The organism is Psychrobacillus sp. MER TA 171, assembly GCF_023713305.1.
In the GTDB taxonomy this organism is placed as follows: domain Bacteria; phylum Bacillota; class Bacilli; order Bacillales_A; family Planococcaceae; genus Psychrobacillus.
Map to the genome: position 1 here is coordinate 77,932 of NZ_JAMAWN010000010.1, position 22,500 is coordinate 100,431.

The following is a 22,500-nucleotide window of genomic DNA, read 5'->3' on the forward strand; positions in this document are numbered from 1 at the left end:
TACCGAGAAAATAAAAAAGCAAATGCACCTTTTATAAAGGGCATTTGCAATATTCGATAAAGATAGACAAAACTTGGTTAAGTCGACGCTATAGTTCAAAAATTAACGAAATCTAGAGAAAAATCCACGATGGGATCCACCTGAAAACTGATTGTTAACAGGGTAAGCATTTTGTGCTTCAGGTACTACCACTGTTTCATTCGATTCTGTAACGTAATATTGCGGAACATTTACGATATGCTCTCTATTAACATTTACAATTGGTTGAATGACTGGCTGAACTCTTGGTATGAAAGAATCACAAACGCGATATTGCGGTGGGCAAATAATTGGCTCAGCTGCTGGTAGCTGTCTATTGCACCCACATTGTTGGCCCCAACTCATATTCTTCCCGCATGAATGGCACATATGATGATTACTCATATTTTTCACCTCCTCTTGCACTTATAGTAATAAATGCAAGAAATCATAAGAGGAATAGACAAACACCTCAATCACCAAAAAAAAAAGAATAATTTTATGTAAGCCATTATGCAAGATAAAACCAAGACAGACTTGATCCTTATTTAATATTCCTTAGCTATGGGCAGCTTATGAATAGCTTCATTTGATACGGACCATACTTTAAGAGACACTATCGCAAACATAATCGAATCGGCCCCTACAATTCGGTCTGGTCATGCTAGTACTCATTAAAATTATTACCAAATAATGTTTAATATGGATAATATCTGTTTATCAAATTAATACTCATAGATTTTATCGTATAAAATACCTAAAAAAAGCGTTTAAGTTGATTGAAAAATGGTTATTCTGGGCATATGGGTTGATTAAACAACTTTATCTTAGTATAGTAATAGACTTAACTTAGTTGATTTTAAAAGGAGGAAACATGAAGAATATTTCAAAAGTATTTTATATCACGATCGGCCTTATTATTATAGCGGTCGGTTATGGAGCACTAGCTCCGGAAAGTTTTGAGGCGCTTACTACACGAGGTAAGTCGTTTGTTTCAACATCATTTGGTTGGTATTACATGCTACTCATGTCAGTGATGTTGTTAGTTAGTATATTTTTTATCTTCAGTCCGTACGGGAAGATACGATTAGGTAAGGATACTGATCGACCAGATTTCAGTTTAATTTCCTGGTTAGCCATGCTATTCTCAGCAGGAATGGGAATCGGTCTTGTCTTTTATGGTGCCGCTGAACCTCTATCTCACTTCGCAACTAGTCCTGCTACTGAAGAACCTAATACGGATGCTGCATTTAAAGAAGGATTACGACAATCCTTTTTTCATTGGGGATTACACGTTTGGGCAATGTATGGAGTAATTGCTTTAACACTTGCTTACTTCCAGTTCCGTAAAGGGGAACCGGGGTTAATTTCGGCAACACTGAAGCCAATCTTCGGCAAAAAAATGGAAGGTCCTTGGGGTGTCCTTGTCGATGTGCTAGCTGTCTTTGCAACAGCATTTGGAGTTGCTACTTCCCTTGGCTTCGGCGCTGTTCAAATTAACGCAGGTCTTAACTACTTATTCGGTTTTGAAATAGGTATCTTTTCACAATTTATCATTATTTCTGTGGTTACTGTCTTATTTGTGGCCTCTGCATGGTCAGGGTTGAGTAAAGGTATTAAGTATCTTTCAAATCTAAACTTAATACTTGCTCTTGCCCTTTTACTTTTTGTAATTGTTCTAGGACCAACTTTACTCATTCTAAATATGTTCACGGATTCATTTGGTGGTTATTTAGCAAATATTATTCAAATGAGCTTTAGAACGGCTCCATTAAGTTCTACCAATAGAGATTGGTTGGATATGTGGACGATCTTTTACTGGGCTTGGTGGATATCCTGGGCTCCATTTGTGAGCATGTTCATCGCTCGAGTTTCTAAAGGTAGAACCATTCGCGAGTTTATGATTGGAGTATTACTAGTACCTACTCTTTTGGGTGCAATTTGGTTCTCATCTTTCGGAACAACAGCTATTGATATACAAAAAAGAGGCGTGGCAGATTTAGCAAGCCTTTCAACGGAGCTAACTATTTTCGAGATGTTTAATACCATGCCATTCTCTTTTATTATTTCTTTGGTAGCAATTTTGTTAATAGCATCGTTCTTTATTACGTCAGCGGACTCTGCAACATTTGTTCTCGGTATGCAGTCTACTAATGGGTCACTTACCCCACCTAATAGTGTCAAGCTTACGTGGGGAGTAATCCAGTCGACCATTGCGCTTATATTACTATCGGTCAATGGGCTCACTGCTTTACAAAACACTATCATCATTGCAGCTCTACCGTTCTCTTTTATTATGATACTCATGGTCATATCATTATTTAAATCATTAAACGGTGAAACTAAGTTAAAAAAGAAAAGATAAACAAAAATGCCAGGGAAAACCCCTTGGCATTTTTGTTTTAATATTTTTCATTGGGATATTATGAGATAATATACAAAGATCTGGTGAAAGTGTGGTTTCTTTATGATAAGTACAATAGGCAGGACAGTCAACCAAGAGGTCATTATGGATTTTCCTTTAGAATATATACAAACAAACGAACTGGAATGGTATTGGGTGGATATTGGTGAACCGACAAAAGAAGAGGAACAACTTTTAAGCTCCTTCTTTCACTTCCATCCACTTGCTATCGAGGATTGTTTGCAAATGTTGCAACGTCCTAAGTTAGATCACTATGGTGATTATGAATTTTTTGTTTTACATGCCTTTAATGAGAAAGAAATGGAGGCTGAGGAGCTCAACCTTTTTGTCGGAAAGGATTTTGTTGTAAGTTTCCACTTTCCCCCTATGCAAGAGTTACAAGAAGCTAGAGAGAGAATTAGAAGTAACCCTAGAAATTGGGATCGTGGCAACATCCTCATTACGTACAATATCGTGGATAAAGTAGTAGACACCTACTTCCCAATTGTTTACCACATCGAGGATTATTTGAATGAGGTAGACGAAAGGCTATCGATGGACATGGATCATTTGTCTATGGATCAAGTATTTGACCTACGAAGTGACTTATTGCGTTTACGAAGAACTATCATTCCTATGCGAGACTTGCTATACCGAGTGATGTACTCCGAGCGTATTAACTTAAACCAGAGTGAGCGTGCATATTTTGATGACATTTATGATCATCTTCTGAAGTTAACCGAGATGGTAGAAGCTAATCGAGAGTTAACTGCAGATATAAGGGACAGCTATGATTCAATCAATGCTAGCCGAATGAATCGTATTATGATGATACTGACCACGGTTTCTACCGTCTTTATCCCGTTAACGTTTATCGTTGGAGTGTACGGCATGAATTTTATTAATATGCCTGAGTTAGAGTGGAAGTATGGCTACTTTATTGTCGTTGGTTTAATGGTAGTAATTGCTACTGGGATGATTGCTTGGTTCAAGTATAAGGGCTGGTTTAATTTGTTTAGAAGTTAAAATTTACTTAGGGGGATAATATGATTGAGATTAAAGGAACACATAATAATGCATTAGTTTTTACAGATACAATAGAAGAAACTGCAAAATCTCAGGTAGAACAGCTTTGTAGTCTTCCATTTCTTCAGGACACCAAAATTAGAATGATGCCAGATTTACATGCTGGAAAAGGCTGTACGGTAGGCACTACTATGACGATTACTGATAAAGTAGTCCCTAATTTTGTAGGAGTCGATTTAGGATGCGGAATGATTTGTGCAAAGCTAGATACTAGAAAAGAAGATGTGGATTTTGCCAAGCTTGATAAGACAATCAAGAAAAATGTACCAAGCGGAACTCGTATTCGCCAAAAAGAACATCGTAATACAATAGAAATACCTTTCGAAGAAGTAGCTGCTCCTATTAATGAACAGCGCGCAAGGTTAAGCCTAGGTTCACTAGGAGGGGGAAACCACTTTATAGAACTGAATGAAGGGGAAGATGGCAGTATCTATCTAGTCATTCACTCTGGAAGTAGAAACTTAGGAAAACAAATTGCAGAGCATTATCAGCAAGTAGCAGCCGATACTTTAGGTAACAGCGTATCAAGAGATCTTGCATATGTAGAAGGAGACAATATGAAGGATTATTTATATGATCTTTCCATTGCCCAAAAGTACGCCGCATTTAATCGTAAGACAATGGTTGATGTTATTTGTAGAGGAATGAACTGGAGTGTTCAATCAGAGTTTGATACCATTCATAATTATATTGACTTAGATAACATGATTTTACGCAAGGGAGCAATATCGGCTCAAGCTGATGAAATCGTAATTATACCAATGAATATGCGTGATGGCTCACTTATCTGTCGCGGAAAAGGAAATCCTGAATGGAATTATTCAGGCCCTCATGGAGCTGGCCGTTTAATGAGCCGTTCTCAAGCAAGAAAACAAGTAGCGTTAGAGGACTTTCAAGCTTCAATGGAAGGAATTTGGAGTACTTCCGTAGTGTCTGCCACAGTAGATGAATCTCCTTTTGCCTACAAGGCTATGGAGGATATACTTGCTCATATTCATGACACGGTTGATGTATTAGAGGTTATTAAGCCCATCTATAATTATAAAGCACACTAATATAAAGGAGGCTCATCATATTTTCTTATGATGAGCCTCCTTCTTATATCTCCATTTAAATCAGGACTGATTAGCTGTCCAGTAATAAAATAAAGCTGTAAAAGTTAGTTTTTCTACATATGATAGGCCTTCTGCAAATGAAACGTGAACATTCATCCCTTGCAGCTCAAAGGCCGGGTGTGTAGCATACGGAAACATACCAAAGCGATAGGTTGCTAATCTTTTACCGTTCAAATCATTTACGTCTATATCACCGTATACACTCTTTGCTTCCATCTGATGTGTTTTTTCCCGATTTGGGTCAAATACTAGTGCTCTATTTTTTACTGAAAAAACTGGAAGTACTACAGTTGAAAGGTGTACCTGTTTATGATCAAACACTTGTATCTCCATAAATTTAAATTTGTTTGCAATAGTAAACTTGCTAACCACTTGACCATCCATTGTTATAACATCATAAGTTACTGGAAATATCATTCCTTTTCGAATAAGTGGAAATGCATTTAGCCTTCTTATGACCGGCTGTTCCACTGTAGGACTGATGCTATAAAGCCTTTCACCAGTGGGGGATACTAAAAAGCTCCTCGGAATAATCGAGACATCACTTTGGAAATTTAACTCCTTTAATGTAAATTCAGATGGAGTTTGTTCTGTAACTGTGCTCTGCTCCACTGGTAGCTTGTTCGCTGCTTGTTGGAACAAGAAAGTCAAACTAAAGAAAATGAGAAGCGTCCATCCTACAGATATATGTAATTCCCAATCCGTTAATAAAGTGTCCCTAAAGCCCAAAATTGCTGCTATGTAAACTATTAAAACAGTAATAGAGGCTATTTTAGCATATTTGGCTGTCCGTTCATAAATATGTTTCATCTACATCCCCCCTACCCCTTTTACGAAAACCTTCAGGAAATAGTTTCATAAAAAAATCCCTCCTAAAGATTTCTCTTTTGGAGGGTCTTCTTTTAATGCTCTAATGCTCGCTTAAACAGTTTTCGTAAAAATTGCCACAAAATATAGAGGCCAAACGCTAGAAATAATACCACTAAAATGGTCTCTACTGCGTGTGGTAGATTAAATGGGTTTAAGAAGATTTGAAGCGTAACTAGCAAATAGATGAGTCCGGCGATTCCAGCAATAACTACAATACCCATTATTGCAATCTGCATATAACTAAGTTGCTTCATTTGATGACGGTGTATAAATAATTCTAAAATGATGACCAAAAGGATAACCATAATTGTAATTGTCATCTCATGGAGATAGATAGAATTTATTAAATAGATGCCAAGAAATAAAATCATTAAGTACTTATAATTCTCATCTATTAGCTTTAACATACAGTCACCTCGGTTTTTAATATTTCATCGCTAGACGTTGTTTACGGTGGGCCCTTCTTGCTGGTCCAGTTTCATACAGACGTTTTTCATCCTCATTTTCTGGATGAATACCCGGGACTGGAACTGGTTTCCCCTCTTCATCTACTGCAACCATTGTCAGGAATGATTCGGTTGTAAGTTTTTCTTCTCCTGTCAGTAAATTCATGGAAGTTACGCGAACGTATACCTCCATTGAACTGCGTCCCGTTGAGGATACAATTGCATCTAATTCAATTACATCTCCAACTTTTGCTGAAGATAAAAAGTCTACGGAATCAATAGAAGCAGTCACGACAGCTCCTTTTGCATGTTTCATCGCAGTGATGGCTGCGATTTCATCTATAAACGCTAAAACCTTGCCACCAAATATAGTTTCATGATGATTAGTATCTGGAGGTAAGATTAAATGGGTTTGAATTGTTCTTGATTGACTCATTGGATTAGTATTCACGAAAATCTCTCCTTGATGTTTAACTTCGATGTATAGATCTTTCTTATATTCTTACTTACTTAGTATAGCATTCCTTCTTTAATTTGAGTTGGAAGAAGATGCGAAACTTGTCGCTGCAATAGATGAAATCATCATAGCCTGCTGAGCCTGCAAAAGTAATTCAAGGGAGGTAGTCATTGATATTGCGGTAGTTTCACGTATGTCCCTAGAAGGATTCAAAGTCAGTCCAAGAGCAATAGGTAGTGCTGATTCCTTGTACCAGGTAAAAAGCTTCATATTAGTCAATGCTCTGTATGTCTCTACTATATCCATTAGCTGATTCTCGTTTAATTTAAGAGCAGCCATAAAACCAATAAGTGGATATTGCGAAATAGAGAATTTTATCTTCACACTTTTAAAACCATCCCTAATAACCACTACCCTTGGTACTGTTTCCTTATCATACCCTGGATTTGTATAAGTAAGCACTTGAGATAACCACTGGAGCTCATTTCCTGCATAAAATTTATGATTCTTTAACTCCTCATAGTATTTATTCATGGTCGCTGCCCTCGTTGTAATATCCCCTTCCAGCTTACCTAAAAAGATGGCAAATGGATAATCATCACTATTAGTTAAGAAACGATGATGGACCTTCATCGCTGACATAAGCTCCATAGCTCTACTGATTTCAAAATCCCACTTATCTGATTCATCCGACATCATTAGAGCAGCAACGTATGTGTAATCATTCATCTTAAACGATTTTTTCTTCAATTCCTCTACCTTCAGTAACAACTGATCGATTGCTTCTTCCGGTTCTTGGCCACTTACATCCAAAACGGAAGTAAATAATGGTTGTAGGTGGGAACGCAAGGGAGAGAACACACTTACTCTGTTCTTCAGAATCTCTTTTATCTTGTTAAAGCGAACTGAATCCACATCTTTTTCTAGGGACGTATAATAGCCAGCAAGGGACAGTGTTACTCTTTTATCTACTGACCATCCTAAAATCTCTTTGAGCTTATTATAATTATGCTCTACTTTTTGTATTTTCATCATTTTACCCACTCCTTTACTTTTTTACTGCTTAAAACCCATGAAAGTTTCACTAATTTGTTATACTAATACCACAAAGAAAAGTAGGTGTTAAATGATGCGTATAAATAAATTTTTAAGCGAGGCTGGCATAGTATCTAGACGTGGTGCAGACAAATGGATAGCAGAGGGCAAGGTTACCATTAATGGGGCAGTTGCTGAACTAGGAAGTAAAGTAGAGACTGGCGATGATGTACGTGTAGATGGAAAGCCGGTAACTGTGGAGCAGCCTTTAGTATACCTTGCTTTAAATAAGCCAGTAGGTATAACTAGCACAACAGAGCGTAATATTAAAGGAAATATCGTGGACTTTGTTAATCACCCACTCCGCATCTTCCATATTGGTCGCTTAGACAAAGATTCTGATGGCTTAATATTACTAACAAACGATGGGGATATTGTGAATGAAATTCTTCGGGCAGAAAACAAGCATGAAAAAGAATATATTGTAACTGTCAATGAGAAAATAACAGACACTTTTATTGAAAAAATGTCGTCTGGAGTTAACATTCTTGATACAACTACTTTACCATGTAAAGTAAAAAAAATAGGACCAAAAACATTTAATATTATTTTAACTCAAGGCTTAAATCGCCAAATACGTAGGATGTGTTCTGCCTTAGGATTTACAGTTAAGAGATTACAACGAGTTCGTATTATGAACATTTCCATTGATGGTCTTGCTATTGGTGAATGGCGCGATTTAACTGAGCAAGAAAGAAAAGAACTATTTATGGAATTAGATTATCATCCAAAACGATAATAAAAGAAGCAGTCCCCATTTTAAATGCGGACTGCTTCTTTTATTATCTAGTTTCCAGCCACACGTTTCTCTAATGGTTGGAATAATTTCTTTTTATCTACATCTGGTCGAAGGGATTCTAGCTGTTCTAAAGCAATCTTAGCACCATAGTCCATTCCTTGACATCCACCTAACAGAACAAGATCGCCTTCAGACACCTCACTCAAGCCAAAGCTAATGGCCTCTGGTAGTTCTTCATATAAATGAACCGTAATGCCTGCTTCGTCCATTACTTCTTTAAATACTTGTAACTCTTGTTCAGACACAACATCTTTCTTAGTAACGTGGGATTTACTAATGGTAGCAGTGATCTCATGAATACCTAATCTTGGTGCCCATTTAGCGATAGCTTCTGCATTTTCTCTATTGACGGTTACCCCTCTATCTCCACGAATTGCATATACAAGGGACAAGCGGTTAAAATCCATTTTTTCTAAAGTTCCAAGTGTAATATCTATGTTCCCACTATTTGCAAAGTGGTCATCTATAATTTTAAAATCTTCCTCAAAGATGATTTCAAAACGTCTTTCTACCCCTACAAATTCGGAGAGGCTTTTTTGGATGGTCTCCACTGGAACACCACATAACAAGCCGGCTACAATACTAACCATGGAATTGTAAACGGAGTGGTAACCCGGTGTAGAAAGCTCAATTGAAAATTGTTGCTTGGGTATGATCATATCATTTGTAACTAAATCACGTTGAATAACTAGATTGAATTTTGCTCTTCCTGTTGATAAATCCAATTCTTCACATATTACATCTGCCGATTGGTCTTCTACACCAATAGTAATAACTGTAGCCTTTGTTTTGTTAATTAGAGAGGCAGAATAAGCATCATCTAAATTCAGAATCGCTACCTTGTCTGCTCCAGCGTCTCGTATAAGACTAGATTTATGTTCAAAATATTTTTCAAAGGATGAATGTAAGTCGATATGTTCTCGACTTATATTGTTTAACGTCACAATGTCAAAATCGACACAGCCTACACGTTTTAACTCTAAAGCAGAGGATGAAACCTCCATAGTAGCGTGAGTCACACCTTCATCGACCATCTTAGCGTAAAATCGCTGTAGATCCAGCGATTCTGGTGTTGTCAGTTCAGAAGGCTCTGCATAATCACCAATTTTAACTACGACAGTTCCCATTAGACCTGTTTTAAGACCATGATTCTCTAAAATTGCATTAGTCATAAAGGAGGTTGATGTCTTTCCATTAGTTGCCGTAATACCTATCGTTTTAAGCTTATGGGTTGGATGATCATAGTAAGCAGCAGCAAGTGCAGCTAGAGCTTTACGTGCATCCCCAACTTTATATTGTGGAACCTCTAAAGCATCTATAAACTCCTCTACCACAAGTGCTACAGCACCATTTTCCACTGCTTGTCCAGCAAACTTATGTCCGTCCGCTTTAAAGCCTTTTATACAAACAAATACTTGGCCCTTCTCCACCTTCTGTGAATTATAAGCAAGTCCTGTAATATTCATATTTTTAGCATTTTTGACGTCAATTATAGATAGTTGATTCATCAAATTTGTTAGTTCCATCAAAACAGCCACCTTTATATGTAAAATCTTCTCAGTTAAGTTTACATCAATTCAAATAAGAAGGAAACTAAAAGGAAATACAAAAACTATTTCCTTAATAGTCCTTCAATTGAGTCTATTCCATCATTTCTCTTGTTAAAAAGTCAGGCCGTTCCTGGAAAGAATGGCGACATAAAATATATGCTTTTCGTGAGAAGAAAGTAATCAATTTTTCACTTACAACGAGACATCTTTCGTCTAGGCATCTCGCCCTTAATCTGTCTACCTTCGCCTCAAATGAAAAAACGTGATATCCTAACGATTTCACGTTTCTCATTATTTGAGGCTAGTTGCGTTATTCCGCCTCGTTATAGTGTTCCATGCAAAAAGCAAGAACTACAGACTCTTCATTTTCTTCTAATCCGTAGTCTAATACTTTTCCATTACTGCGATCAAGAATGTGATATTGAACAATTTTTGACCCCGTATCTAAAACAGCTAAAATAACTCTTAAATCTAAAGAGCTTGCCTCTTCAAATAACTCGTCATCCTCTGGAACTTCAAAGCCTAATAAAAATTCATATCGATCCCCAGCAATTATTCCTGTTGGGTCCTTTATCTTTTCAACCTCATAAGATGTTATATTCACAAAGTCCACCTCCGTCTATAGTTTATCATTTTTACAGAGCTTTTTCTTATTTTGTTCGCTATAATAGAGAGATTATAAAAAGAAGGAGAGAGTCTCTCATGCTTAACCCTGAAAAAATAATATATATACTTGTACCTGTTTTTCTTCTCGTATTAGTATTCGGTGAAGGTCTAAATAATATCGTATATTCTATCCTATCTTTCCTCTTAGGCTTGTCGATGCTTTACCTTGCTTATTCCCTTTTACGTAAACAACGCGAGGAGCGAAAGCAACGCAAATAATATTTAAAGGCAGTACATTTGCTCCAACACTTTCATCATAGCAAAAGCACCCTTGGACTTATTAGAGCAGATAGCTAATTTAAGTTGTTGAGCAGGATAGTACGCCGAGTGAAAGCTAACTCCAGGGTCATATCCCATTACGTGGTACTTGCTAATATTGTTCCCGTCTTTCTTTATCCATACCCCATATCCATAGTAATCATCATCCTGTTCTTTTACGTATGGTTGGAGTAAGGCTGCCGTTGTTTGCTCTTCTAATAGTTTATTGTCTAGGAGGGCATCCCAAAAATGAAGCATATCCTGAGCCGTTGTAAAAGCTCCTCCATCCGACCCGCCTAGGACGGGTAGAGAATAAATATTAGTTTTCCATGATCCATCCTCATAGTCTATATAACCTATTGCCGTATTATTTGGTAAGGCATCCATCGGAAAATACCCTGAGTCCTTCATTCCCGCTTTCTCAAAAATATTTTTTTCTACATATCGTTGAAACGAAAGCCCTGTAGTTTCTTCTACGATTAAACCAAGTAAGATATAACCTGCGTTGTTGTAATGAAATTGTTCTCCTGGCGTAAATCTCATCTTACCATTCTGAAATAATGGTAAGAAGTCCTCTAACTTACGCATATGGTACATCGGCTTTTCAATCCAAAGCTCTTCAAAGTCATCCATCACTTCTTCATCAAAATAGTCTGGGACTCCAGAAGTATGTGTCAGTAAGTGATGAATAGTTATTGAATTATCAAAGTGAGGAAGAGTGATGGACGTACAATCCTTTAATTTTTGGTCATAAGCTAATTTCCCTGCCTCTACTAGCTGGCTAATGGCAACCGCTGTAAAAATTTTGCAACCAGATGCAATACCAAACCTGGTATCTATCGTGTTAAGTAGCAGATCGGAGCGGTTAGCATATCCAAAATTAGTCTCTACTAGCGAGGAATCCTTGTTTTTCAATAGAATACTTCCTGAAAACTGCGATTCTTTTTGAGCCACTTCTATTTGTTGATTGTTCATCTCTCCCATAACATTTCCCCCTGAAGATTATCTCTATTTTCTAAAAATCTTTACTACCTCGTTTACGATTAGTGGTAGTAAGCTAAGCCCAATAACAATTAACCAGTCCTCTAATTGTAGCGACTGTACACTAAACACATCTGCAATTGGTCCAATTGAAACAATGAGCACCTGCAATACAACACCTAACAAAATAGAATATATTAATAACTTATTTTTAAACAACCCCGCTTTAAACACTGACTGGTTCATAGATCGGAAATTTAAGGAATGAACTAGCTGAGAAAAGCTTAAAGTGATAAAGGCCATCGTCTGAGCATGTGTCAATACTTCCTCGGACACATTCTTTGTAACTCCCTCTAGCCCAATTAAAAAGGCAACTAAAGTTGCAATACCTATTAGTAGACCGTTTAGCAATAAGAAAGGAATCATTCCATGAAATAATTGTTCCTTTTTTGGTCTTGGCTTTTCCTTCATTACTCCCGGTTCCTCAGGATCCATCCCAAGAGCAAGAGCTGGGAAAGTATCGGTCACTAGGTTAATCCATAAAATGTGAATGGAACGTAAAGGAGTCGGCCATCCAGCAATGATTGCGAAAAATAATGCTATGATTTCTCCAAGATTACAAGACAAAAGGAAGATAATAGACTTTTTTATGTTTTTATAAATATTTCGACCTTCTTCAACTGCTTTTACAATGGAAGAAAAATTATCATCCGTAAGTACCATGTCTGAGGCACCTTTTGCTACATCCGTTCCGGTTATACCCATAGCAACTCCTATATCTGCCTCTTTTAAGGATGGTGCATCGTTCACTCCATCTCCTGTCATCGAAACCGTATTACCAGCGGCCTTCATAGCTTGGACAATTTTCACCTTGTGCTCAGGAGAAACACGAGCAAACACATTGATGTTTTGGCATGTCTTAACCAATTGTGCTTGGTCTAAGGAGTCTAATTCAACGCCCTCCATAACCTCCTCATCAGAAGAAGCAATTCCAAGATCCTTGGCAATAGCAAATGCGGTGTCCTTGTGATCTCCCGTTATCATTACCGTACGAATACCTGCACTTTTACATAGTGCAATAGAGTCTTTAACTTCTAATCTAGGAGGGTCAATCATTCCAACGAATCCAACGAAAATAAGGTCATTTTCAGCCTGCTCCAGCTCTATCTCTGCATCCACCTTATATGCCGCAGCTAACACTCGCAGTGCCTCGCTAGACATCGAGTGAGATGCATTTAAAATGATTACTTTATCCTCTTCCGTTAATGGTTTAACTTCTCCATTACTCCAAATTCTATTACATCGACCAAGTAATCGATCTATTGCCCCTTTGGTCATATAGTAATAGCCGTCTTCAGACTCGTGGATCGTCGTCATTAACTTTCGTTCCGAATCAAATGGAATCTCTGCGACTCTTTTTAACTCCGCTTCTAGGACATTTTTGTCAATCCCATGGCTCGCTCCTGCAGCGATTAATGCAATTTCAGTTGGATCACCTGTTTCAGCACCTCTCGTATAGGTAGCATCATTACATAAAACAAAAATTCTCATTAAACGTTCATGCCCAGTACTAGCCTTTTTTAGATTTGCTATTTCCTGAGTCTCTCCATTTAAGAAAAACTTTGTTACAGTCATTTTGTTTTGCGTAAGTGTGCCGGTCTTATCAGAACAGATTACATTTACGGATCCTAAAGCCTCAACCGCTGGGAGCTTACGAATGATTACATGTTGTTTAATCATTCTTTGTACACCAATTGCCAACACAATAGAGACTATAGCCGGCATACCTTCAGGAATAGCAGCAACTGCAAGACTGATCGCAATCATGAACATCTCTAGTAAATCTCTTCCTTGAAACATTCCGATTAAGAAAATCAGCAAAGAAATCCCCATTGCTGCAAAACCTAAATACTTACCTACTTGAGCAAGGCTTTTTTGTAATGGAGTTTGCTCATCCCCCGTATGTAGCATGCCTGCTATTTTACCAATTTGGGTGTTCATACCTGTTCCTACTGCTATGCCTGTTCCTCTACCAGCTGTGACTAGGGTGGACATGAATAACATATTTTTTTGATCACCTAGAGGAATTGTCTTTTCCTCTGTATTAAGCTTTACATGTGCATCCTTTTCAACGGGAACAGATTCTCCAGTTAAAGCTGCTTCCTCTACTTTGAGGTTGGCGGATTCAATTAACCTAATATCACATGGTATATACGATCCCGCACCTACCACAATAATGTCACCCGTTACTACCTCAATCGAATCTATCTCTTTAGATTGACCATCCCTTTTGACTACAGCCTTTGGAGTGGACATATTTTTTAGTGCTTCTAATGCTTCCTCTGCTTTTGACTCTTGAACGACACCTACAACTGCATTGATAATAACTACTATCCCAATAATAATTGCGTCTGCCACTTCTCCTACAAAAGCTGAAACCGCTGCAGCAACTATAAGTACATAAATAAGCACATTGTTAATTTGAGCAAATATTCTTTCAAACCATGATTTCTTTTTGGCAGCTGCCAGTCGATTAGGTCCATTTTTTTCTAATCTCTGCCGTGCTTCATCAGTGGTTAGACCTTCTTGTAGATTAACCTGTAACTCTGTTGCTATCTCTTCGGTCCTTTTGTTATACCACATAAGTTTTCATGCCTCCTTTTTATGTATATCTTTCCCCTAGAAAAAATTTTAATGTAAATAATTTTAAATATCAGTTGTACTTTATGGTCTAAAAAAGCGACATTCTAAAAAAAAGCGACTGTAACACTAGAAGTGTTACCTAGTCGCTCTCATCCTCTGATAACTCGCCTTTTTCATTAATTGCAACTCTTTTACCATTCGTAAAATGAATGTCTATTGGAGAGGTAACACTCATCTTTCTAGAGAAATACCATCTGCGTTGTGGAGGGACGAGTAATATAAATGTATCTTTTCTACCTATAAAGTTTAGCTCCTCAGGCTCGATCCGAACATGACCTGATACAGCAATACCTAGATTTTGAAGCTGTTCTCCTACCTGTTTTACAAAAGGAGTTGTTATACTTACCTCACTTATATTCAGTAAAGATTCAATACTGAAGTCACTCCATTTATCTACATGTCTTCTAGCGATAAACTCGATTACATTACCAGCCGGGTCCTCAAAATAGAATGCGTCTGCGTCAAACCGACTATAGTATATATCGTCTAACCCATCCTCTCTATTTAGCACAACTCTTTCCTTTGCCCAAAGTTTAGCAAGTGTGTATTGATTGCCTGGAATATTAATCGCAAAATGATACAACGAAGCAAGTTCTGTTTCTTGAAAAACAAGAGTAGACTCGCCAATTTCTACTTGAAAATAATGGTCATCTGCTGCTGTAACATTGAGCTCTAGCACATTCCCATAAAATCCTCGCAGCTCCTGTAACTTATTTGTATACATGGTTACTGTTTTAAACATACTCGCACCCCTTTTTATTTAACATCAATTACTTCAAATCGTTCACAGACTAACAATAAATCTTCTTCAAACTTCAACCCAACTTTGTCTAATTCATTTGTGAAAAAATTTATGTGGGTTTTTTTCCAGTAATTATAACTTCTGTCTCCTTCACCCTCTGCATGCGCAAATTCTTCAGAAATTCTATTCATCGGTTTAATGGTGACATCCTTTGTTTTTATAATACAAACTGGTTCATCCTTGGTATTTAAGATAATATTATACTCACCAACCTGTGGAAGTGGCTCATTTTCTTTTTCATATAGAATATGAGCGGAACAAGTAGCAGTTTTTATTCTGTTTACAACTAGTTGTGCCAAAGTGTCCGCATCTTCTCCAAATTGCCAAGCGGAGACCTTGGGCTCATACTCTTTGTCTTTCCAAAAACTGTTCCAGTATTCTCTAGCAGCTACATTCATATGGATTACCTCTTTTATTTAATATTTCGTTAATTTTAGTATAGAGAAGGATTTTTCAAAATACTATTGATATTTTCACTATTTCTTTCAAGGTTACCAGAACTAACTAGAAGTAATGGAGGATTTATAAGATATTAGTGTATACAGTAAGACAAGAAGAACAAACATACAGGCATGCAATCGTTAATAAAGCGATCAGGACATCCTACATAAGGGAGCTAATGAAATGACTAACAAATTATATTACGAAGATCCTTACCTAACTACTTTTACTGCCTCTATCATAAAAAAAGAACCGGAATATGTAATAATTTCAGAAACAGCTTTCTATCCTACTGGAGGCGGCCAACCATGTGATATTGGTAGTCTAAATGATATTTCCGTAGTAAACGTAGAGATTATAGATGGAGAAATAAGACATTTTCTAGCTGAGCCATTAGATTCTCAGTCCATAGAAGTGAAGGGGAGTATTAACTGGAGGAGACGTTTCGACCATATGCAGCAGCATGCTGGTCAGCACATCTTATCTGCAGCCTTTGCAGAGCTTTTCCAAATGCAAACAGTAAGCTTCCACCTTGGTAAAGAAACTGCAACAATTGATTTAGATACAACCGAAGTTACTGAGGAGCAATTGAAAAAAGTAGAAGAATTAGCTAATCAAATAATTCTTGAAAACCGCGCTATTGAAACAAAGTGGGTGACAGAAGATGAGCTTACTCAATACAAATTACGTAAATCAACTAGTATTAAGGAAGATATCCGATTAGTCATCATTCCTGATTTCGATTACAACGCTTGCGGCGGCACTCATCCATCTTCGACTGGACAAGTAGGTTCCATTAAAATCCTACAGACAGAGAAAGAAAAACGGCATATTCGAGTGGAATTTGTCTGCGGTAAAAGAGTGTTAACACAACTTGACCGTAAGCAAAATGTATTACTTAGCCTAATTAGCAAGCTGAGTTCACCGGAGGAAAAGCTAGTCGATACTGCAAATAACCTATTGCATACTAACAAAAATTTAGAAAAGCTATTAAATGAGCACAAACAGGAGCTTTTAAAGTTCGAAGCCAAGGAGTTATTAAAACAATCTATTAACGATATAGTAGGTGTTACTTTTGAAAATAGAACTATTCAGGATCTACAAAGGCTTGCTCGCTTCCTTGTAGAGGAATCCCCTTCCTCCCTATGTGTATTAGTTTCACACAATGAAGAAAAGCTTCAAATCGTAACTGCCCGTGGTACAAATAGAGAAGAGAGTATGAAAGCATTGCTTCTACAGCTACTTCCTCTAATTAATGGTAAGGGTGGAGGAAATGATACACTTGCCCAAGGTGGAGGCGAAGCAGCGCTCTCTAGTACAGAGCTCTTAAATAAGGCTTTAACTTACATTAAGTAGCCGTGCCATAAAAGCTCCTTCTACATATACTAACTTGACTAAGTAGAAGGAGGATATTATTTTGACGAATCAATTTAATTTTCCGGGTTTATTTCCCGGCGGATTTCCGGGAAGACCACCTGGTGGACCTGGAAGCACAGGAAGACCGCCAGGTGGGCCAGGTGGCTTTCCGGGTATACCAGGTTTTCCAGGATCACCGGGTTCGCCAGGTTTTCCAGGGTCTCCGGGTTTTCCGGGCTCGCCAGGGATGCCTGGATTTCCAAATAGACCGCCAGGTGGCGGGCAGACTCCAGGTACACCAGGTAGGCCTCCAGGACAAAATACACAAGGAGGGCCACCTACTAGCCCTCCGCCCTCGTTTATTCCTCAACAAAGACAGGATGTAGGCGTGTTTGCGGTTGACCCTGGCGCTATTAGAAATTGCTTGTTCCGGAACACTTATATTTGGTTAAATAACGGAAGAGGCTTTTGGATTTACCCAACCTATGTAGGTAGAAATTCAGTTTCTGGTTTTCGCTGGAATGGTTTTCGTTGGACCTTCTACGGTACAGACCTAGGAAGAATAACATCTTTTCAATGCTTTTAAAAAGCCGAGTCTTCTCGGCTTTTTCTTATTTCTCCAGTTTTCTCCCACTTTACAAAGTGTATAATGAGGATTAAAATAAAACTTAGCTAGTTAAATAATTTTCCAGACAAGGAGCTAGAAGATGACAAATCCACTTATTCATGAGCTTTTCCAAAAGACTCGTTATTTATCGTATGAGGTAAACAAAACGCTAAAGGGTTATAATCTTTATTCATCTCAATGGTCTGTCTTGAATTGCGTCTATCGACATAATGAAATGACACTGACTCAAATTTGGAAGTATTTAAATGTGGAAGCCCCTACGATCACTCGTACAGTCAATCGATTGGCTGTTTTAGGTTGGCTAGACATAAAGGCTGGAAAAGACCGTCGTGAAAAAATAGTAAGACTTTCAACCAAAGCGCTAGAAACCTTTCCTACTATTGAAAACTCTATGAATGTTTTCGAAAACGAAATGATTTCTGCCCTGTCTAAAGAAGACCAACAGCTTTTAATGGAGTTGTTAAAAAAAATTAATAAGGAGTAATGTTTTTTGACTAACAAGGAACCAATATGGACTAAACCTTTTATCAGTTTGTTCAGTACAAACTTCTCCATATTTATCATCTTCTATGGCTTAGTAACTGTTCTTCCTCTTTACGCTACCGATGTATTAGAGCGTTCGGATGAAGATGCCGGTTTACTAATGACCATTTTTTTAATTTCTGCAATTATTATGCGTCCGTTTACCGGTAAGCTTTTAGATTTAGCCGGTAAGAGAAAGATGCTATGGATCAGTTTATTTTTATACTTGATTTGCACAGTTATGTATTACTTCATAGAACCCTTTAGTATCTTGCTTATTTTGCGCTTTGTCCAAGGTATTTGGTTTAGTATCGCTACAACCGCCAGTGGCTCCCTTGCTGCAGACAATATTCCACCATCTAGACGTGGTGCAGGATTAGGATACTTTACTATGTCTACAAATTTAGCTGTAGTAGTAGGTCCCTTCATCGCTTTGACGATTGTTCAGTACTTCTCATATGATATTTTCTTTATAGCTATGAGTCTACTTTTATTAATTGGTGCTTTAACGGCATTATCCATTCCACCTGAGAAACAGCCAGCCGTGCCACCTGTCAGAGCAAAAATGACTTTAAACGATCTTTTTGAAAAGAAATCTTTACCAATCGCATTAATCGGGAGCTTAGTCGCTTTTTCATACGCAAGCATTCTATCTTATCTTTCTATATACTCCCAACAAAAAGATTTGTTGTATCTAACTAGTAGCTTCTTTGCAGTTTTTGCTATTGTGATGCTTGTAAGTAGACCATTTACCGGAAGAATTTTTGATGAAAAAGGACCAAGATACATAATAATACCGGGATTAGTCTTCTTTATGTTTGGACTTATTTTATTAGCATATATGGATAGTCCCTTTACATTCTTATTGTCTGGCGCTTTTATTGGTTTAGGATATGGAGCGATTGTGCCTAGCTTCCAAACACTAGCTATACAATCGACTACTCATGAGAGAAGTGGCTATGCAACAGCTACCTTCTTTACATTGTTCGATACTGGTATTGCTATAGGTTCTTTCATCCTCGGAATTGTTGCATCGAAACTTGGGTATCAAGGGCTTTACCTGCTATCTAGCGGTATTGTTGCCTTGACCTTGATTGTATTCTTAATGCAAATGAAGCGATTGAGAGCAAACCTTAATCGCTAAGCTTAATGCCTTTTGAGGGACAAACGCTTTGTTCCGAGTTAATCCGTTTATATTATAAAAAGCACAATGCAGAAGTCGACTGCATTGTGCTTTTTATTTAAATAGATGTATATAAACCCTATATTTGGTAAGACTTATGTGGACTTAAAAATGTAAAATTAGGAGGGACATAAGTGTATAAACATATTACAGTTACTTTAGTAATTACTAGCGTTTTATTGGCAGGGTGTAGCTTTTCTTCAGTTGATGCAGATAAAGGTGAGATGGTGGATGTTTCATTGATGAATTCAGAAGGTAAACAAGTAGGAACTGCAACGCTTTCAGAAACCTCCAAGGGTACCCATATTTTATTAAAAGCAGAGGGGTTAGCTCCTGGAATTAAGGCCATCCATTTTCATGAGAAGGCTAGCTGTGAAAAACCAACGTTTGAATCCGCCGGAGGTCATTTTAATCCTACTGGAAAAGAGCATGGATTTCAAAATCATAAGGGGTATCATGCCGGAGATCTACCCAATATTGAAATAGACAAGGATGGAACTGTTGAGTTAGAAACTATTTCACCTGCTGTAGTGTTAACTCAAGGGAAAAGTAATTCTTTGTTAGATGCTGATGGTAGTGCTATTGTTATTCATGAAAGTGCTGATGACTATAAAACCGATCCTGCAGGTAATTCTGGCAAAAGAATTGTATGCGGAGAAATTAAGAAATAAGTTGGAGTGTGAAACACGTGAGAAAAGTAGGCTGGTTTCTTCTTTTGTTAGTAGCCATTTTCTTCTCCAGACCTTTGTGGGAGGAATATACAACTGAATATGTTGATCTTTCTTTTCTTCAGCCTGTAGATGAATGGATAGAGTCTATGGAGGTTGGTCAGTATCTAAATGAAGCGAAGGCTTACTGGCAAGAGATGAAATCTAATCCTACTTCCTCCCCAACTAAAACGAACATTCCTCTTTCTGATGCAGGCATTGAGCTAGATCAGATTAAGATGGGTATGAAAAAAACCGAGATTGAAACGATATATGGAAAAGCTCAAAGAGTTAGTCTAAACGAATACGGGTTAGTTTGGCATACTCACCATGAAAACTATCAAAATTTCATGATGGTTTCTTATGATTCTCAAAATAAGGTAAATGCCATGTTCACTAATCAGCCCTCTAACTCCATGTTTTTAGGGATGACTATGGATAGTAATAGAGAGCAGTTGCTTGCTGCTTTAGGAGAACCTATCAAACGTTTAAAAAAGGGTAACATCGTCTATATACTCCCAGACTCGGGGGAATATGATTTGTTTTTGGTCAATAACAACTATGTTACTTTTTTTTATGATATACATGAGAGCAGTACTATTACAGCAATACAAATTGTAGAGGAATCCGTGGAAAAAAATCATAAAAAAACATTTGGTGAGCCTTCTGAGGAATTGAAAAAAGGATTTGAATATCAGCTTTTCGATTTAACAAATGCTGCTCGTGCGATTCGTGGTTTACCTATCCTTGCGTACGATGAATCAGTAAGTGACACCGCTCGGAAGCATAGTGAGGATATGGCTGTCCATAATTATTTTAGTCATGACAACTTACAGGGGCTAACTCCTTTTGACCGAATGGAGCAGGACGGTCTTAGCTTTACCTATGCTGGTGAAAATTTAGCATACGGACAAAGCAGCAGTATATTTGCCCATGAGGGATTGATGAACTCACTTGGTCATCGTAAAAATATTCTCAGTCCAAATTACAGGAACTTAGGAGTCGGAACTGCTTTTAATGATACTGCTACACCCTACTACACTGAAAACTTTTTTACACAGTAAAAAGCTATAGAGAGGATCACGACTAATGTCGGATCCTCTCTTCTAAATTTCACTTACTTTAAGTTAAATCCTTTACTTGCTAAGAAATCTCTCACATGGGGTCTGCGAGGACTTTCTAGGAAGTCTGCCATTTGCCTTGTCCAAGTAGATACTTTTTGGTTAGATCCACGACTCAAGTAATATTCCTTCATCGTTTCATCATACTCTTTGAGAAGCTCTCCGTATTTACCAGAATTATAATCATTTTCGTGGAGAATGGCCTCCACTGGTAGACGTGGCTTCACCTCATTTTGTTGGTCAGGCACACCTAGTGTAATTGCAAAGAGTGGAAATACCCCTTCTGGCAGATTAAACAAAGTACTAATTTCATCTAATGCATTTCTTACCCCACCTATGTAGCAGATGCCATAGCCTTTGTCTTCGGCAGCAATAACAAGATTTTGCGAGAACAGGGCTACGTCTACTGTTCCGACAATTACATTTTCAACCGTATCAATCGTTATTTCTTTTTCTTGAATTTTGCCAGCCGCTTGTAAGCGATTGAAGTCTGCACACATTAGAAGAGCTGCTCCTGCAGTAGCAAATTGAGTAGGGTTTTTGGATAGTCTACCTAGTTCTTCTTTTTTCTCCTCATCGGAAACCCATATCACGCTATAGGCTTGTACGAAGTGGGAGCTGGCAGCATGTTGAGCAGTTTCTATAAGCTCTACTACTTCTTCTCTCGGCAACTTATAGTCTTTATATTTTCTCACAGAAGCATGCGCTCGTAACAGTTCTTTAACCATTCGTATTCCTTCTTTCGTTGTTTTTTCTAAAGTAAGTATAGCTTAATTTATTTTAAGAATGAAACAAATCACACTCTAAGGAAACGGAATGGCTATTAAAGACGGCAAGTAACAAGCTATGGGCTCTGCAGTGTTTGTTGAGTCAATTACAAATAAGCACAGGAAGGGGATACCATTACTGTGCTTATTTCCATTATTCATAACTACTAAGCTGAGTGTTCTCGTCAGAGGTAAATGCCCGAGATCTTGTTAGGAATCGTTTGCCCTCTACTCCTTCTAAAGAAAACATTCCTCCTCTTCCCTCTACCACATCAATGATTAGCTGGGTATGCTTCCAGTATTCAAACTGATTCTTGTGCATGTAAAACGGAACATCCCCAATATGTCCCAAGAGGATATCCTGATCTCCGACAATTAGCTCCCCATTGGGATAGCACATAGGAGAGGACCCGTCACAGCACCCTCCTGATTGATGAAACATTAAGGGACCGTGCTTAATTTTCAATTGCTCGATTAGCTCTAGTGAAGCATCTGTTGCGATGACCCTTTCGACCATCTACATTC

23 protein-coding genes are annotated in these 22,500 nt (G+C 37.8%); 10 read left to right on the forward strand and 13 right to left on the reverse strand.

Going from position 1 to position 22,500, the window contains the following annotated elements; genetic code table 11:
* Positions 1-102: 102 nt before the first annotated feature.
* On the reverse strand, positions 103-423 hold the full coding sequence (locus M3627_RS11205) for a hypothetical protein (protein WP_169359337.1): 321 nt from the start codon (positions 421-423) through the stop codon (positions 103-105).
* Positions 424-892: 469 nt separating this feature from the next.
* Between M3627_RS11205 and M3627_RS11210 the strand changes: the two genes are divergently transcribed.
* From M3627_RS11210 to M3627_RS11220, 3 genes are all read left to right on the forward strand, one after another.
* Positions 893-2,383 carry a glycine betaine uptake BCCT transporter gene (locus M3627_RS11210; RefSeq protein ID WP_169359411.1) on the forward strand — a complete coding sequence of 497 codons (1,491 nt, stop codon included), beginning with the start codon at positions 893-895 and terminating at the stop codon, positions 2,381-2,383.
* A 102-nt stretch (positions 2,384-2,485) separates the two neighbouring features.
* Positions 2,486-3,448 (forward strand): magnesium/cobalt transporter CorA, encoded by a 963-nt coding sequence (gene corA, locus M3627_RS11215; RefSeq protein WP_169359412.1) that lies wholly within the window; start codon positions 2,486-2,488, stop codon positions 3,446-3,448.
* A gap of 20 nt (positions 3,449-3,468) precedes the next feature.
* A complete protein-coding gene (locus tag M3627_RS11220; protein WP_169359413.1) occupies positions 3,469-4,563 on the forward strand; it encodes an RtcB family protein in 1,095 nt (364 codons plus the stop codon).
* 60 nt (positions 4,564-4,623) lie between these two features.
* Here the strand turns inward: M3627_RS11220 and M3627_RS11225 are convergent, their stop codons facing one another.
* The 4 genes from M3627_RS11225 to M3627_RS11240 form a co-directional block, all read right to left on the reverse strand.
* Positions 4,624-5,433 carry a hypothetical protein gene (locus tag M3627_RS11225; protein ID WP_169359414.1) on the reverse strand — a complete coding sequence of 270 codons (810 nt, stop codon included), beginning with the start codon at positions 5,431-5,433 and terminating at the stop codon, positions 4,624-4,626.
* Positions 5,434-5,525: 92 nt separating this feature from the next.
* A complete protein-coding gene (locus tag M3627_RS11230) occupies positions 5,526-5,900 on the reverse strand; it encodes a hypothetical protein (RefSeq protein ID WP_169359415.1) in 375 nt (124 codons plus the stop codon).
* Between the two features lie 16 nt (positions 5,901-5,916).
* Positions 5,917-6,375, reverse strand: coding sequence for an acyl-CoA thioesterase (locus M3627_RS11235; RefSeq protein WP_169359432.1), 459 nt, complete (start codon positions 6,373-6,375; stop codon positions 5,917-5,919).
* Positions 6,376-6,468: 93 nt separating this feature from the next.
* The gene (locus M3627_RS11240) at positions 6,469-7,431 is read right to left on the reverse strand and encodes a DUF4003 family protein (protein WP_169359416.1); all 963 of its coding nucleotides are present in this window, start codon (positions 7,429-7,431) and stop codon (positions 6,469-6,471) included.
* 94 nt (positions 7,432-7,525) lie between these two features.
* On the opposite strand from M3627_RS11240, the gene rluF reads away from it, so the two are divergent.
* On the forward strand, positions 7,526-8,230 hold the full coding sequence (rluF, locus tag M3627_RS11245) for a 23S rRNA pseudouridine(2604) synthase RluF (protein WP_169359433.1): 705 nt from the start codon (positions 7,526-7,528) through the stop codon (positions 8,228-8,230).
* A gap of 47 nt (positions 8,231-8,277) precedes the next feature.
* Here rluF and M3627_RS11250 read toward each other — a convergent pair whose 3' ends face one another.
* From M3627_RS11250 to M3627_RS11275, 6 genes are all read right to left on the reverse strand, one after another.
* Positions 8,278-9,816, reverse strand: a complete 1,539-nt coding sequence (locus M3627_RS11250; protein WP_240949693.1) for a Mur ligase family protein — start codon at positions 9,814-9,816, stop codon at positions 8,278-8,280.
* 334 nt (positions 9,817-10,150) lie between these two features.
* On the reverse strand, positions 10,151-10,444 hold the full coding sequence (locus M3627_RS11255) for a DUF6509 family protein (protein WP_169359418.1): 294 nt from the start codon (positions 10,442-10,444) through the stop codon (positions 10,151-10,153).
* Between the two features lie 284 nt (positions 10,445-10,728).
* Positions 10,729-11,748, reverse strand: coding sequence for a serine hydrolase domain-containing protein (locus M3627_RS11260; protein ID WP_240949694.1), 1,020 nt, complete (start codon positions 11,746-11,748; stop codon positions 10,729-10,731).
* Positions 11,749-11,772: 24 nt separating this feature from the next.
* The gene (locus tag M3627_RS11265; protein ID WP_169359419.1) at positions 11,773-14,388 is read right to left on the reverse strand and encodes a calcium-translocating P-type ATPase, PMCA-type; all 2,616 of its coding nucleotides are present in this window, start codon (positions 14,386-14,388) and stop codon (positions 11,773-11,775) included.
* A 139-nt stretch (positions 14,389-14,527) separates the two neighbouring features.
* Positions 14,528-15,190: a glyoxalase gene (locus M3627_RS11270; protein WP_169359420.1), complete on the reverse strand. Its 663-nt coding sequence runs from the start codon at positions 15,188-15,190 to the stop codon at positions 14,528-14,530.
* Positions 15,191-15,204: 14 nt separating this feature from the next.
* Positions 15,205-15,648, reverse strand: a complete 444-nt coding sequence (locus tag M3627_RS11275) for an ASCH domain-containing protein (RefSeq protein WP_169359421.1) — start codon at positions 15,646-15,648, stop codon at positions 15,205-15,207.
* 226 nt (positions 15,649-15,874) lie between these two features.
* On the opposite strand from M3627_RS11275, the gene M3627_RS11280 reads away from it, so the two are divergent.
* The 6 genes from M3627_RS11280 (at position 15,875) to M3627_RS11305 (ending at position 21,151) form a co-directional block, all read left to right on the forward strand.
* A complete protein-coding gene (locus M3627_RS11280; RefSeq protein ID WP_169359422.1) occupies positions 15,875-17,047 on the forward strand; it encodes an alanyl-tRNA editing protein in 1,173 nt (390 codons plus the stop codon).
* Between the two features lie 61 nt (positions 17,048-17,108).
* On the forward strand, positions 17,109-17,633 hold the full coding sequence (locus M3627_RS11285) for a hypothetical protein (protein WP_169359423.1): 525 nt from the start codon (positions 17,109-17,111) through the stop codon (positions 17,631-17,633).
* A gap of 121 nt (positions 17,634-17,754) precedes the next feature.
* On the forward strand, positions 17,755-18,159 hold the full coding sequence (locus M3627_RS11290) for a MarR family winged helix-turn-helix transcriptional regulator (RefSeq protein ID WP_169359424.1): 405 nt from the start codon (positions 17,755-17,757) through the stop codon (positions 18,157-18,159).
* Between the two features lie 6 nt (positions 18,160-18,165).
* Positions 18,166-19,341 (forward strand): MFS transporter, encoded by a 1,176-nt coding sequence (locus M3627_RS11295; protein WP_169359425.1) that lies wholly within the window; start codon positions 18,166-18,168, stop codon positions 19,339-19,341.
* Between the two features lie 173 nt (positions 19,342-19,514).
* Complete coding sequence (locus M3627_RS11300) at positions 19,515-20,051, forward strand: superoxide dismutase family protein (protein ID WP_251555631.1); 537 nt, start codon at positions 19,515-19,517, stop codon at positions 20,049-20,051.
* A gap of 17 nt (positions 20,052-20,068) precedes the next feature.
* A complete protein-coding gene (locus M3627_RS11305) occupies positions 20,069-21,151 on the forward strand; it encodes a CAP domain-containing protein (RefSeq protein WP_251555632.1) in 1,083 nt (360 codons plus the stop codon).
* Between the two features lie 53 nt (positions 21,152-21,204).
* On the opposite strand, the gene M3627_RS11310 is transcribed toward M3627_RS11305, so the two are convergent.
* Positions 21,205-21,936: an NADPH-dependent oxidoreductase gene (locus M3627_RS11310; protein WP_251555633.1), complete on the reverse strand. Its 732-nt coding sequence runs from the start codon at positions 21,934-21,936 to the stop codon at positions 21,205-21,207.
* 193 nt (positions 21,937-22,129) lie between these two features.
* Positions 22,130-22,492 (reverse strand): DUF779 domain-containing protein, encoded by a 363-nt coding sequence (locus M3627_RS11315; protein WP_251555634.1) that lies wholly within the window; start codon positions 22,490-22,492, stop codon positions 22,130-22,132.
* Between the last annotated feature and the right edge of the window lie 8 nt (positions 22,493-22,500).